Below are 13,399 nucleotides of genomic sequence, written 5' to 3'. Positions count from 1 at the left end.
CGCGGGCGATGCTGCCACGGGGCCGCGACAGGCGGCGTGCAGTCAGCCGGTGAGGCGCTGGCGCAGGGTGTCGAGCTCGGTGCGCAGGGTGGTGGGCAGGGTGTCGCCGAAGGTGTCGAACCAGCGCTGGATCTCGGGCAGCTCGCGGGCCCACTCGTCGACGTCGACCCGCAGCGCGGCGGCCAGGGTCTCGTCGTCCAGGTCGAGGCCGGTGGTGTCGAGGGTGCCGTAGGCGGGCACCCGGCCGATCGGGGTGTCCTTGGCGGCGGCCCGGCCCTCGAGCCGGTCGACGACCCACTTGAGCACGCGGCCGTTCTCGCCGAAGCCCGGCCACAGGAACGACCCGTCCGCCCCGCGCCGGAACCAGTTGACGTAGAAGATCCGCGGCATCTTCTCGGCGTCGGCGTTCTTGGCCATGTCCAGCCAGTGCCCGAAGTAGTCGCCCGCGTCGTAGCCGATGAACGGCAGCATCGCCATCGGGTCACGTCGTACGACGCCGACCTTGCCCGTCGCGGCGGCGGTCGTCTCGCTCGACAGCGTGGCCCCCAAGAACACGCCGTGCGCCCAGTCCCGGGCCTCGGTGACCAGGGGGATCGTGGTCCGCCGGCGGCCGCCGAACAGGATGGCCGAGATCGGCACCCCGCGGGGGTCCTCGTACTCGTCCGCCAGCACGGGGCACTGGCTGATCGGCGTGCAGAACCGGCTGTTGGGGTGCGAGGAGGGGGTGCCGCTCGCCGGCGTCCAGTCCTGGCCGTGCCAGTCGACGAGGTGCGCCGGCGGCTGCTCGGTCATCCCCTCCCACCACACGTCGCCGTCGTCGGTCAGGGCCACGTTGGTGAACAGCGAGTTGCCCTTGGCGATGGTCCGCATCGCGTTGGGGTTGGTGTGCCAGCCGGTGCCCGGCGCCACGCCGAACAGGCCGAACTCGGGGTTGCTCGCCCACAGCCGGCCGTCCTCGCCGAACCGCATCCAGGCGATGTCGTCGCCCAGGGTCTGCACCGTCCAGCCCGGGATCGTGGGCTCGAGCATGGCCAGGTTGGTCTTGCCGCAGGCGCTGGGGAACGCGGCCGCGACGTAGTGGGTCTCCTGCTGCGGGCTGGTCAGCTTGAGGATGAGCATGTGCTCGGCGAGCCAGCCCTCGTCGCGGGCCATCACCGAAGCGATCCGCAGCGAGTAGCACTTCTTGCCCAGCAGGGCGTTGCCGCCGTAGCCGGAGCCGAAGGACCAGACCATCCGCTCCTCGGGGAACTGGACGATGTACTTGGTCTCGTTGCTGGGCCACGCGACGTCGGTCTCGCCCTCGCCCAGCGGCATGCCGACCGAGTGCAGGCACGGCACGAACTCGGCCTCGCGCTCCTCCAGCGCCGCGAGCACCTCCGCCCCCATCCGCGTCATGATCCGCATCGAGGCCACGACGTAGGGGGAGTCGGTGATCTCGACCCCGAACATGGTCGGCTGCATGTCGAGCCGACCCATGACGAACGGGACGACGTACATCGTCCGGCCCTGCATGCAGCCGTCGTAGAGCTCGGTGAGGACGGCCTTCATCTCGGCCGGGGCCATCCAGTTGTTGGTCGGGCCGGCGTCGGCGGGGTCGACGGAACAGATGAACGTCCGGTCCTCCACGCGGGCGACGTCGGTCGGGTCGGAGGCGGCGAGGAAGCTGTTGGGTGTCGCCTGCAGCCGCGTGAGCGTGCCGGCGTCGACCATCGAGTCGGTGAGCTCGGTCCACTCGGAGTCGCTGCCGTCGCAGACCCGGACGGCGTCGGGGGTGGTGAGGGCGACGACCTCCTCGATCCAGGCCTGCAGCCGCTCGTGGCGGCTCCAGCGCGGGGAGGCCGAGGCGCGGTCGGGGTGGGCGGTGGTCCCGCCGGTGGTGGTGGCGGGCGTGGTGGGGGTGTCGACGGTCATCGCTCTCGTCCTCCTGGTCGGCCGTGCCGGTGGGTCGTGCCGGGCCCTGGGTGGTGGCCGGGGTGTGCCGACGCTAGGTCCGTCCGACCGCCCCCGGGCCGTGGATGAGACCCCCGTCACGGTGAGTGAGATCACCCACCCGCCCCGACGAATTGGCTGGTCGGAGCCGGGGAGCAGGCGGTCCTGCGGGCTCCTGCGCCAGAGGGCGGACGCAGGATCCGGCGTCAGCGGTCGACAGCGCCTTGATCGCCGTGGTTGTCGACGTCGTCGGGGCTGGATGCGTCGATGGCGTCTTGATCACCGCGGTTGTCGACGCATCCGTGGTGGTTCGGGGCGGTAGCCGGGGGCGGAACGGGACCTGATCGCCCCGGAGTGGTTGACAGGTGAAGCAGGCGAGGTGTCTGCTGTTCTTCAGCCGCACACACGTTCGCTCAGCGAACCGTTGCCAATGGAGGCAACCCATGCGCTCGACCACCCCCGCATCCCCGTCCTCGCCCGCCGGCCCGCCGCGTCGCGCGGTCCTGCACGGCACCACCGCGGTCGCCGCGGTGGGAGCGCTCGGCCTGGCCGGCTGCGCCGACCAGCTCCGCACCGACGACACCGGCGGCGACGCCGGGGCCTCCGCCGCTCCGGCCGCCTCGGGCGAGCCCACCGCCGAGGCCCGCACCATCAAGATCGGCTACGTCACCCCGCAGACCGGCCCGCTCGCGCCCTTCGGCGAGGCCGACAGCTTCGTCATCGAGGCCCTGACGGCGTACTTCGCCGAGAACGGCATCACCACCGGCGCGGGCGTCAGCCAGGTCGAGATCATCGTCAAGGACACCCAGTCCGACTCCACCGTCGCCGGCGACGCGGCGGCCGACCTGATCCTCACCGACCAGGTCGACCTGGTCCTGGCCGGCTCCACCCCGGACACCGTCAACCCCGTCGCCGACCAGTGCGAGGCCAACGGCGTGCCGTGCCTGAGCAGCCTGGCGCCGTGGCAGCCGTTCTTCTTCGGCCGCGGGGGCGACCCCGAGGCGCCGTTCGCCTGGACGTACCACTTCTTCTGGGGGCTCGAGGACGTCATCGCCGTGTTCCTGGACATGTGGGACTCGGTCGAGACCAACAAGGTCGTCGGGGCGCTGTGGCCCAACGACCCGGACGGCAACGCCTGGGGCGACCCCGAGCTGGGGTTCCTGCCGCCCATCACCGAGCGCGGCTACACGCTGGTCGACCCGGGCTTCTACGCCAACGGCACGCAGGACTTCACCGCCCAGATCTCGCAGTTCAAGGAGGCCGGGGTCGAGATCCTGGTCGGCGTCCCGATCCCGCCGGACTTCACCACGTTCTGGAACCAGGCCGGCCAGCAGGACTTCGCCCCGGCGATCGCCACGGTGGGCAAGGCGCTGCTGTTCCCCAGCAGCATCACCGCCGTCGGCGACCGCGGCGACAACCTGTCCAGCGAGGTCTGGTGGAGCCCGTCGCACCCGTTCACCTCCAGCCTGACCGGGCAGACGTCCGCCGAGCTGGCCGAGGCCTGGACCGAGGCCACCGGTGCGCCGTGGACCCAGCCGATCGGGTTCGTCCACGCGCTGTTCGAGGTCGCCGTGGCCGCCTTCGCCCAGACGTCGGGCCCTGACGACAAGCAGGGCCTGGTCGACGCGTTCGCCGGGCTCACCGTGGACACCGTGGTCGGCACCGTGGACTGGACGTCCGGCCCCGTCCCCAACGTGGCCAAGACCCAGCTGGTCGGCGGGCAGTGGCGCACCGGGGAGGCCGACCCCGAGCTGGTCATCGTGTCCAACGCCCAGGCCACCGACATCCCGACCGCCGGCGAGGTCGAGGAGCTGGCGTGAGCGGACCGCTGCTGCAGGCGACCGGGCTGAGCGTCGCCTTCGGTCGCCTGCAGGTGCTCGACGGCGTCGACCTGCACGTGGCCGCCGGCGAGACCCTGGGCGTCGTCGGTCCCAACGGGGCCGGCAAGTCCACCCTGCTCAACGTGGTCACCGGGGTGCTGCGCCCGGACGCGGGCACGGTGCGCCTGGACGGGCGCGACGTGACCCGCGACCCGGCCCACGTGCGCTGCCGCGACGGCATCGGCCGCAGCTACCAGGTGCCCCGGCCCTTCGGGCAGATGACCGTCCTGGAGAACGTCCTCGTCTCGGCCACCTTCGGCGCCGGCCTGCGCCGTCGGGCCGCCCGCGAGGCGGCCGTGCAGGTGCTGGACCAGCTCGACCTGCTGCACCGCGCCGACACGCCCGCCGGGTCGCTGCCGCTGCTGGACCGCAAGCGCCTCGAGCTGGCGCGGGCGATGGCCAGCCGGCCCCGTCTGGTGCTGCTGGACGAGATCGCGGGCGGGCTGACCGAGCAGGAGTTGCCCGAGCTGGTCGCCACCATCGAGGGCCTCAAGCGCACCGGGGTGGCCATCGTGTGGATCGAGCACGTCGTCCACGCCCTGCTCGCGGTGGCGGACCGGCTGATGTGCCTGACCTACGGCCAGGTGCTGGCCGAGGGCGACCCGCGCGAGGTGATGGACTCACCCCAGGTGCGACGGACCTACCTGGGCACGGCCCCGGACGACCCCGTGACGGCCGGCCCGGTGACGGGGACCGACGGGTGAGCGCGCTGCTGGAGGTCACCGACCTCGAGGTCCGCCACGGCGACCTGCGCGCCGTCCAGGGCGTGTCCCTGTCCGTCACCGAGGGCGACGTGCTCGCCGTGATCGGCGCCAACGGGGCCGGCAAGTCCACCCTGCTCAGCGCCGTCACGGGGCTGCTGCGCCCCAGCGCCGGCCACGTCCGGTTCGCCGGCGACGACGTCACCCAGGTGCGCCCGCACCGACGGGTCCGGCTGGGGATCTCGATGGTGCCGGAGGGCCGCAGGCTGTTCGGCAGCCTGACGGTGGAGGAGAACCTGCAGGTCGGGGCCAGCGCGAAGCGGCCGGGCCCCTGGGACCTGAAGGCCGTCTACGACCTGTTCCCGCTGGTGGCCGAGCGTCGCGCCCGCCGGGCCGGGGCGATGTCCGGCGGCGAGCAGCAGGCCACCGCCATCGGGCGGGCGCTGATGAGCAACCCGCGCCTGCTGCTGCTGGACGAGGTGTCGCTCGGCCTGGCCCCCGTCGTGGTCAAGCAGCTGTACGCGGCGCTGCCGCAGATCACCGGCAAGGGCACCACCGTGCTGCTCGTCGAGCAGGACGTCCGGCAGGCCTTCGCCGTCGCCGACCACGTGCACTGCCTGCTCGAGGGGCGCACCAGCCTCGAGGGCCGCAGCGACGACGTGTCGATGGAGCAGGTCTCCGCCGCCTACTTCGGGGTGAGGGCATGACGCTGCTCAACGCGGTCGTGCAGGGCCTGCTGCTCGGCGGGCTGTACGCGCTGTTCGCGACCGGGCTGTCCCTGATGTTCGGGGTGATGCGCCTGGTCAACCTGGCCCACGGCGAGGTCGCCGTGCTCGGCGCGTTCGGCTCGCTCGTGCTCGGGACCGCGCTCGGCGTGAACCCCCTGCTGTCGCTGCTGGTCGTCGTCCCGGCCTCCGCCGCGCTCGGCTACCTGACCCAGCGCGTGGTGCTGGACCGCACGGTCGGGCCCAGCCCGCTGCCGTCCCTGCTGGTCACGTTCGGGCTGTCGATCGTGGTGCAGAACCTGCTGCTGGCCACCTTCACCGCCGACCAGCGCCGCCTCGACGTCGGGGCCCTGACCACCGCGAGCTTCCGGGCCGGCGACCTGTCGATCGGGTACCTGCCGCTGGCGGTGTTCACCACCGCCGTCGCCCTGCTGGCCGGGCTGTCGCTGTTCCTGGCCCGCACCCGCCTGGGCCGGATCATCCGCGCCACCAGCGACGACCCGCAGGCGGTCCGGCTGATGGGCGTGGACGCGAAGCACGTCTACGGGATCGCGGCGGCGATCGCGTTCGCCACGGTCGCGCTCGCCGGCGTGGTCAACGGCATCCAGACCAACTTCACCCCGCTCAGCGGGCCGCTGCTGCTGATCATCGCGTTCGAGGCGGTGATCATCGGCGGGCTCGGCAACGTCTGGGGCACCCTGCTCGGCGGCGTCGTGCTCGGCGTCGCGCAGACCGTCGGGGCCTGGATCGACCCGGCGCAGCAGATCCTGGCCGGGCACCTGGTGTTCCTGCTCGTCCTGGCCCTGCGACCGCAGGGCCTCCTGCCGAAGGTGGCCGCGGCGTGAGCGCCCCGACCACCCCCGCCGGCACCACCCCCGACGGCCCCGGCCCCGACGTGCCGACCGCACCCCCCGCCCGGGTGGTCCGCGGCGGCCGGACCGCGACCGTCGGCACCGGCGCGCTGCTGGCCGTCGTCGTCGCGCTCGCGGTGCTGCCCTACCTGGTCACCTCGGCCACCCTCACCTCGCTGGTGACGTTGTTCGTCTACGTGGTCATCGCCGTGTCCTGGAACCTGCTCGCCGGCTACGGCGGCATGGTGTCGGTCGGCCAGCAGGCCTACATCGGCCTCGGCGCCTACGGCCTGGTCGTGGCGAGCGACATCGTGGGGATCGACCCGTTCCTGGCCGTGCCGCTGGCCGCGGTGGTGGCCGGGCTGGTGTCGATCCCGGTGTCGTTCCTGGCCTTCCGGCTGGTCGGCGGCTACTTCGCCATCGGCACCTGGGTCGTGGCCGAGGTGTTCCGGCTGGTCGTCGTGCAGTTCCGTGAGGTCGGCGCGGGTTCGGGCACGTCGCTGCGCTCGCTGGCGGGCACCGACGCCGGGCTGCGGATCGCGTTCACCTACTGGTGCGGGCTGATCGTCGTGGTCGCCGTCGTCGCGGGCACGGTCTGGCTCGTGTCGTCCCGGCTCGGCATCGCGCTGACCGCCGTCCGCGACGACGCGACCGCCGCGGCCAGCAACGGCGTCGACGTCACCCGGGTCAAGCGCATCGTGTTCGTCGCCTCGGCCGCCGGGGCCGGCGCCGCGGGGGCGCTGCTGGCCCTGTCGAGCCTGCGGGTGCAGCCCGACAGCGTGTTCAGCGTGCAGTGGACGGCGTTCATGGTGTTCATGGTCGTCATCGGCGGCGTCGGCACCCTGGAGGGCCCGCTGGTCGGGGCGCTGGTCTTCTTCGCCCTGCAGGAGACGCTGTCCGACCTGGGCTCGGTGTACCTCGTCGTCCTGGGGGTGGTCGCGATCCTCGTCGTCCTGCTCGCGCCGCGCGGGGTGTGGGGCCTGCTCGACCCGCACCGCCGGCACGGGCTGTTCCCGGTGGGCCACCGGCTCGCCGCCGCCGTCACCTCGCGGAAGGCTCAGGCATGACCTTTACCTACTCCTCCCTGCGGACCCGGGTCGTGTTCGGCCCCGGCGCCGCCCGGACCCGGCTCGTGGACGAGGTCGACCGGCTGGAGGCAACCCGCGTCCTGGTGGTCGCCGGCGAGGCCGAGATGCCGCTGGCCCGCGAGCTCGCGGCGCCCCTGGGCGAGCGCGTGGTCGGCTGGTTCGACGACGTCCGCCAGCACGTGCCCGTGGCCTGCGCCGAGGCCGCCCGCGCGATGGCCCGCGAGACCCGCGCCGACCTGGTGCTGTCGGTCGGTGGCGGGTCCACCACCGGCACCGCCAAGGCCGTCGCGCTCACCGACTCCCTCCCGGTGCTGGCCGTGCCGACCACCTACGCGGGCTCGGAGATGACGAACGTCTGGGGCCTGACCGAGGCCGGCCGCAAGACCACAGGGGTGGCCGACGTCGTCGCCCCGCGCACCGTGGTCTACGACCCCGAGCTGACCGTCGGTCTGCCCGCCGACCTCAGCGCCGCCAGCGGCATGAACGCCATGGCCCACTGCGTCGAGGCCGTCTGGGGGCCGGGGGCCAACCCGGTCACCGACCTGATGGCGCTGGAGGGAGTCGCGGCGCTGCGTCGCGGCCTGCCCGGGGTGCTGGCCGACGGCCACGACGTCGACGCCCGCTCCGACGTGCTCTACGGCGCGTGGCTGTCGGGGACGGCGTTCGCCGCGGCCGGGTCCGGGCTGCACCACAAGACCTGCCACGTGCTCGGCGGCGCGTTCGACCTGCCGCACGCGGCGATGCACGCTGTCGTCCTGCCCCACGTGCTGGCCTTCCAGGTGCCGGCGCTGGGGGAGCGGGCGGCCCGGCTGGGGCGCGCACTGGGCGACGAGGCCGACCCGGTCGGGGCGCTGGTGCGCCTCGACGACGCGATCGGCATCCCCGCCGGGTTGCGCGACGTCGGCCTGGCCGAGGCCGACCTGGACGAGGCCGTCCGCCTGGTGGCCGAGAAGGTCGCCGACGGCGCGATCCCGAACCCCCGACCGATCGGCCACGCCGACGTGGACGCCCTGGTGCGGGCCGCGTGGGCCGGCCGCCCCGCCACGACCGCTGACGAGAACGCAGGAGCAGGCGCATGAGTGAGCCCACCGACGAGCAGGCCGCCCGCGAGCGCGCCGTCACCGACGCCGTCGTGGCCAGCTTCGGCCCGTCGGCCGACGACCGCTACCGCGAGGTGATGACCAGCCTGGTCGAGCACCTGCACGGCTTCGTCCGCGACGTGCGCCTGACCGAGGCCGAGTGGGCGCAGGCCATCGCGTTCCTGCGCGGCTGCGGCGACATCACGACCGACACCCGGCAGGAGTTCATCCTGCTGTCCGACGTGCTGGGCCTGTCGATGCTGACCATCGGCGTCAACAACCCCGCCACGGGCTCCGGGCCGGGCGCGGCGACCGAGGCCACGGTGTTCGGGCCGTTCTTCGTCGAGGGCAGCCCGCAGACCCCCCTGGGCGGTGACGTCAGCCAGGGCGCCAAGGGCGCGCCGTGCTGGGTCGAGGGCACCGTCACCGACACGGCCGGCCGGCCGGTCGCGGGCGCCCGGATCGAGGTGTGGGAGGCCGACGAGGACGGCTTCTACGACGTCCAGCTCGAAGGCGCCGACAAGGCCATGACCGGGCGCGGGCACCTGTTCAGCGACGCCGACGGGTCCTACCGGTTCTGGTCCGTGCTGCCCGCCAGCTACCCGATCCCCGACGACGGCCCGGTCGGCGACCTGCTCGCCGCGGCCGGGCGCAGCAGCTACCGCCCCGCCCACATCCACTTCATGGTCACCGCCGAGGGCCTGCGGACCCTGGTGACGCACGTCTTCGTCGCGGGCGACGACCACCTGGGCTCCGACGCCGTGTTCGGCGTCAAGGACTCCCTCGTCCTGGACTTCCCCGAGCAGCCTCCGGGACCGGCGCCGGAGGGACGGACGGTCGACGGGCCCTGGTACCGCACCCGCTTCGACGTCGTCCTGGCGCCCGAGACCAGCGACACGACCACCACCAGCACGGGAGGACCCACCGCATGAGCGCCCTCGAGACCGACGTCCTGGTCATCGGCACCGGCCCCGCCGGCGCCGCCAGCTCGCTGGCCCTGGCGACCTACGGCGTCGAGCACGTCGTCATCACCAAGTACCGCTGGACCGCCAACACCCCGCGGGCCCACATCACCAACCAGCGGACGATGGAGGTGCTGCGAGACCTGGGCGTCGAGGACCAGGTCACCCCGCTGGCGGTGCCGCAGCACCTGATGGGCGACACGGTGTTCTGCACCAGCCTGGCCGGCGACGAGCTGGGCCGTGTCCGCACCTGGGGCACCCACCCCCGCCGGCAGGCCGACTACACCCTGGCCAGCCCGTCGAGCATCTGCGACATCCCGCAGAACCTGATGGAGCCGATCCTGGTCCGCAACGCCGCCGAGCGCGGCGCCCACGTCCGCTTCGACACCGAGTACGTGTCGATGGTCCAGGACGACGACGGCGTCACCGTGACGGTGCGCGACCGGCTGACGGGCGTCGAGTACCCGATCCGCGCCAGGTACGTCATCGGCGCCGACGGCGGCCGCTCCCAGGTGGTCACAGACCTCGACCTGCCGTTCGAGGGGCAGATGGACGTCGCCGGGTCGATGAACATCGTGTTCAAGGCCGACCTGTCCCGGTTCGTCGAGCAGCGCCCGTCGATCCTGTACTGGGTGCTGCAGCCCGGCAGCGACGTCGGCGGCATCGGCCTCGGCCTGGTCCGCTGCGTCCGGCCCTGGGACGAGTGGCTCATCGTCTGGGGCTACGACATCGCGTCCACCCCGCCCGTGGTCGACGAGGCGTTCGCGACCAAGGTCGTCCACGACCTGGTGGGCGACGACAGCATCGACGTCGAGCTGGTCTCGACCTCGCTGTGGGGCAACAACAAGTGGTACGCCACCGAGAACCGCCGCGGCCGGGTGTTCGCCATGGGCGACGCCACCCACCGGCACCCGCCGAGCAACGGACTGGGGTCCAACACGAGCATCCAGGACGCCTACAACCTCGCCTGGAAGCTCGCCCTCGTGCTGCAGGGCACGGCCGGGCCGGGGCTGCTGGACTCCTACCAGCCGGAGCGCGCACCCATCGCGGAGCAGATCGTGCTGCGGGCCAACAAGTCCATCGAGGAGTTCGGTCCGATCTTCGCCGCGCTCGGGCTGACCGACACGTCCGACCCCGAGGTCATGCGCGCCCGGATCGACGACCGCGCCGACGACACCCCGGAGGCCCGCACCAAGCGCGAGGCGCTCATGAAGGCGCTCGAGCTCAAGGACTACGAGTTCAACGCCCACGGCGTCGAGCTCAACCAGCGCTACACCAGCGGCGCCGTGGTCCCCGACGGCACCCCGGAGCCCGCCTACGACCGCGACCCCGAGCTCTTCTACCACCCGACCACCTGGCCCGGCGCGCGGCTGCCGCACGCCTGGCTCGGGCACCGCGACGGCGACGGGTACGCCAAGGTCAGCACCCTCGACGTGGCCGGGCACGGCCGGTTCACCCTGTTCACCGGCATCGGCGGGGACGGCTGGGCGGTGGCGGCGCAGCGGCTGTCGGCCGAGCTGGGGGTGGAGGTGCACGCGGCGGTCGTCGGACCGGGCCGGGAGTACACCGACCTGTACGACGACTGGGCCCGGCTGCGCGAGACCGACGAGGACGGCTGCGTCCTGGTCCGCCCCGACCACCACGTCGCCTGGCGCTCGCTGCACCTCGTCGCCGACCCGTACCCGGTGCTGCGCGACGTGCTCGCCCAGGTCCTCGACCGCACCGTCGGCGAGGACTGACGTGGCCGACCTCATGAGCCTGCCCGACGCCGTGGCGGCGCTGGTCCACGACGGCGACACCGTCGCGGTCGAGGGCTTCACGCACCTGATCCCGGTGGCCGCCGGGCAGGAGGTCATCCGGCAGCGCCGACGCGACCTGACCCTGGTGCGGATGACGCCCGACATCGTCTACGACCAGATGATCGGCGCCGGCTGCGCGTCGAAGCTCGTCTTCAGCTGGGGCGGCAACCCCGGGGTCGGGTCGCTGCACCGCTTCCGGGACGCGGTGCAGAACGCCTGGCCGCGGCCGCTGCAGATCGAGGAGCACTCCCACGCCGGCCTGGCCAACCGGTACGTCGCGGGCGCCTCCGGGTTGCCGTTCGCGGTCATGCGCGGCTACCGCGGCACCGACCTGCCGACGCACACCGACACGATCCGCCCAGTGGTCTGCCCGTTCACCGGCGAGGAGCTCACCGCCGTGCCGGCCCTGACCCCCGATGTCGCCGTGCTCCACGCCCAGCAGGCCGACCGCGCGGGCAACGTCCAGCTGTGGGGCATCACGGGCGTGCAGAAGGAGGTCGCGCTGGCCTCGGCACGGGTGCTGTTCACGGTCGAGGAGGTCGTCGACGCCCTCGAGCCCCGCCCCGGTGCGGTCGTCCTGCCGTCCTGGGTGGTCGACGCCGTGGCCGAGGTACCCGGCGGGGCCCACCCGTCCTACGCCCACGGCTACTCCGAGCGCGACAACGACCACTACCGGGCTTGGGACGCCGTGAGCCGGGACCGCGACACGTTCACCGAGTGGCTGCACCGCGAGGTCCTGGGGACGGCGGGGGTGGCCCCGTGACCGGATGGACCACCTCGGAGATGATGACGGTCGCCGCCTCGCGCGCGCTGTCGGACCGGGCGACCTGCTTCGTCGGGATCGGCAAGCCGTCCACGGCGGCCAACCTGGCCCGCGCCACCCACGCGCCCGACCTGGTGCTGGTCTACGAGTCGGGCACCATCGGCGCGGCCCCGGACCGGCTGCCGTTGTCGATCGGTGACGGCGTGCTGGCCGACACCGCCACCTCGGTGGTGAGCGTGCCGGAGATCTTCAACTACTGGCTGCAGCCCGGCCGCATCGACGTCGGCTTCCTGGGCGCGGCGCAGCTGGACCGGTTCGCCAACATCAACACCACGGTCATCGGGCCGTACGACGACCCCGAGGTGCGCCTGCCCGGGGCCGGCGGGGCGCCGGAGATCGCGGCGTCCTGCGGCGAGGTCGTGGTCGTCGTCAGCCAGTCCCGGCGCACCTTCGTCGAGCAGGTCGACTTCGTCACCTCGGTCGGGTTCGGCCGCGGCCCGGGCGACCGGGAGCGGTACGGCCTGCGGGGTCGCGGGCCCACCCAGGTCATCACCGACCTGGGCGTGCTGCGACCCGACCCGCAGACCTGCGAGCTCGTGCTCACCGCGGTGCACCCCGGGGTCGAGGTCGAGCAGGCGCGGCGGGCCACCGGCTGGTCCCTGCGCGTGGCCGACGACGTGACGGTGACCGAGCCGCCGACCTCGCGCGAGCTGGAGGTGCTGCGGTCGCTGGAGGCCACGGCGGCCCCGTCGTGACCCGCGGGCGTGCACCGCGGGCCGGCTGACCGGTGCAGGATCGTCCGGTGGCAGTGCAGGAGGAGCCCGTCGACGGGCGGTCGGTCAGCAGCGACACCTTCGTCCGGTCACTGGAGCGGGGCCTGGCCGTCATCCGGGCCTTCGACGCCCGGCACCAGCAGCTGAGCCTGTCCGACGTCGCCCGCCGCACCGGCCTGACCCGGGCCGCCGCCCGGCGGTTCCTGCTGACCCTGGTCGAGCTGGGCTACGTCCACCAGCACGAGGCCACGTTCTCGCTGCGGCCGCGGGTGCTCGAGCTGGGGTTCGCGTACCTGTCGGGGCTGACGCTGCTGGAGGTCGCCCAGCCGCACATGGAGCGGCTGTCCAACGACCTGCACGAGTCCTGCTCGGTGTCGGTGCTGGACGGCGACGAGGTGGTCTACGTCGGGCGGGTCCACGCCCGCAAGATCATGAAGGCCGCCATCAACGTGGGCACCCGCTTCCCCGCCTACCCCACGTCGATGGGGCGCGTGCTGCTGGCCGGGGCGCAGCCGGGGTGGCTGGAGGACTACCTGCGCCGGGTGCGCCCGGAGCCGCTCACGCCGCTGACGGTGACCGACGCCGACCGGCTGCGGACGGTGCTGGCCGGCGTGCGCGCCGACGGCTTCGCCCTGGTCGACCAGGAGCTCGAGCTGGGCCTGCGGTCGATGGCGGTGCCGCTGCACGGGCGCGGCGGCGAGGTGGTGGCGGCCATGAACATCTCGGCCCCGCTCGAGCGAGGGTCGGTGGCCGAGATCACCGCGGAGCTGTTGCCCCCGCTGCGACGGGCCGCCGCGGCGCTGGAGGCCGACCTGCGACCGACCTGACGCGCCCCCGCGACGACGGACC

General features: G+C 73.3%; 12 protein-coding genes. 11 read left to right on the top strand and 1 reads right to left on the bottom strand.

Annotation, left to right across the window (positions count from 1 at the left end; genetic code table 11):
- Positions 1-42 precede the first annotated feature (42 nt).
- Positions 43-1,911, bottom strand: coding sequence for a phosphoenolpyruvate carboxykinase (GTP) (locus tag SJY06_RS21480; protein ID WP_380169570.1), 1,869 nt, complete (start codon positions 1,909-1,911; stop codon positions 43-45).
- 461 nt (positions 1,912-2,372) lie between these two features.
- Here SJY06_RS21480 and SJY06_RS21475 point away from each other — a divergent pair, with 461 nt between their 5' ends.
- Genes SJY06_RS21475 through SJY06_RS21425 form a run of 11 tightly spaced genes read left to right on the top strand, consistent with a single transcriptional unit; the run spans position 2,373 to position 13,377 of the window.
- A complete protein-coding gene (locus SJY06_RS21475; protein ID WP_380169569.1) occupies positions 2,373-3,749 on the top strand; it encodes an ABC transporter substrate-binding protein in 1,377 nt (458 codons plus the stop codon).
- A complete protein-coding gene (locus SJY06_RS21470; protein WP_380169568.1) occupies positions 3,746-4,513 on the top strand; it encodes an ABC transporter ATP-binding protein in 768 nt (255 codons plus the stop codon). Before SJY06_RS21475 ends, SJY06_RS21470 begins: the two co-directional genes overlap by 4 nt.
- Entirely contained in the window at positions 4,510-5,217 is a 708-nt protein-coding gene (locus SJY06_RS21465) for an ABC transporter ATP-binding protein (protein WP_380169567.1), read from the top strand. Before SJY06_RS21470 ends, SJY06_RS21465 begins: the two co-directional genes overlap by 4 nt.
- Entirely contained in the window at positions 5,214-6,080 is an 867-nt protein-coding gene (locus SJY06_RS21460; protein WP_380169566.1) for a branched-chain amino acid ABC transporter permease, read from the top strand. The genes SJY06_RS21465 and SJY06_RS21460 overlap by 4 nt, the downstream gene beginning before the upstream one ends.
- Positions 6,077-7,153, top strand: a complete 1,077-nt coding sequence (locus SJY06_RS21455; RefSeq protein ID WP_380169565.1) for a branched-chain amino acid ABC transporter permease — start codon at positions 6,077-6,079, stop codon at positions 7,151-7,153. The genes SJY06_RS21460 and SJY06_RS21455 overlap by 4 nt, the downstream gene beginning before the upstream one ends.
- A complete protein-coding gene (locus SJY06_RS21450; protein WP_380169564.1) occupies positions 7,150-8,253 on the top strand; it encodes a maleylacetate reductase in 1,104 nt (367 codons plus the stop codon). The genes SJY06_RS21455 and SJY06_RS21450 overlap by 4 nt, the downstream gene beginning before the upstream one ends.
- Positions 8,250-9,185, top strand: a complete 936-nt coding sequence (locus SJY06_RS21445; RefSeq protein WP_380169563.1) for a dioxygenase — start codon at positions 8,250-8,252, stop codon at positions 9,183-9,185. The genes SJY06_RS21450 and SJY06_RS21445 overlap by 4 nt, the downstream gene beginning before the upstream one ends.
- Positions 9,182-10,954: an FAD-dependent oxidoreductase gene (locus SJY06_RS21440; RefSeq protein ID WP_380169562.1), complete on the top strand. Its 1,773-nt coding sequence runs from the start codon at positions 9,182-9,184 to the stop codon at positions 10,952-10,954. Before SJY06_RS21445 ends, SJY06_RS21440 begins: the two co-directional genes overlap by 4 nt.
- Before the next feature lie 13 nt (positions 10,955-10,967).
- Positions 10,968-11,777: a CoA transferase subunit A gene (locus SJY06_RS21435; protein ID WP_380169561.1), complete on the top strand. Its 810-nt coding sequence runs from the start codon at positions 10,968-10,970 to the stop codon at positions 11,775-11,777.
- A 20-nt stretch (positions 11,778-11,797) separates the two neighbouring features.
- Positions 11,798-12,532 (top strand): CoA-transferase subunit beta, encoded by a 735-nt coding sequence (locus SJY06_RS21430; RefSeq protein ID WP_380169743.1) that lies wholly within the window; start codon positions 11,798-11,800, stop codon positions 12,530-12,532.
- Positions 12,533-12,579: 47 nt separating this feature from the next.
- Positions 12,580-13,377 carry an IclR family transcriptional regulator C-terminal domain-containing protein gene (locus SJY06_RS21425; protein ID WP_380169560.1) on the top strand — a complete coding sequence of 266 codons (798 nt, stop codon included), beginning with the start codon at positions 12,580-12,582 and terminating at the stop codon, positions 13,375-13,377.
- Positions 13,378-13,399: the final 22 nt, after the last annotated feature.

The sequence above is a fragment of the Jannaschia sp. R86511 genome, assembly GCF_042466345.1.
Classification (GTDB): domain Bacteria; phylum Actinomycetota; class Actinomycetes; order Actinomycetales; family JBBAYJ01; genus Aquipuribacter.
The sequence above is the reverse complement of the archived record's forward strand: the minus strand, read 5'-3'. Positions and strand labels throughout refer to the sequence as shown.

Bases quoted from the DNA above. Each gene is read 5' to 3' on its own strand.
- SJY06_RS21480 (WP_380169570.1), bottom strand. From the start codon at position 1,911: ATGACCGTCGACACCCCCACCACGCCCGCCACCACCACCGGCGGGACC.
- SJY06_RS21475 (WP_380169569.1), top strand. From the start codon at position 2,373: ATGCGCTCGACCACCCCCGCATCCCCGTCCTCGCCCGCCGGCCCGCCG.
- SJY06_RS21460 (WP_380169566.1), top strand. From the start codon at position 5,214: ATGACGCTGCTCAACGCGGTCGTGCAGGGCCTGCTGCTCGGCGGGCTG.
- SJY06_RS21450 (WP_380169564.1), top strand. From the start codon at position 7,150: ATGACCTTTACCTACTCCTCCCTGCGGACCCGGGTCGTGTTCGGCCCC.
- SJY06_RS21445 (WP_380169563.1), top strand. From the start codon at position 8,250: ATGAGTGAGCCCACCGACGAGCAGGCCGCCCGCGAGCGCGCCGTCACC.
- SJY06_RS21440 (WP_380169562.1), top strand. From the start codon at position 9,182: ATGAGCGCCCTCGAGACCGACGTCCTGGTCATCGGCACCGGCCCCGCC.
- SJY06_RS21435 (WP_380169561.1), top strand. From the start codon at position 10,968: ATGAGCCTGCCCGACGCCGTGGCGGCGCTGGTCCACGACGGCGACACC.
- SJY06_RS21430 (WP_380169743.1), top strand. From the start codon at position 11,798: ATGATGACGGTCGCCGCCTCGCGCGCGCTGTCGGACCGGGCGACCTGC.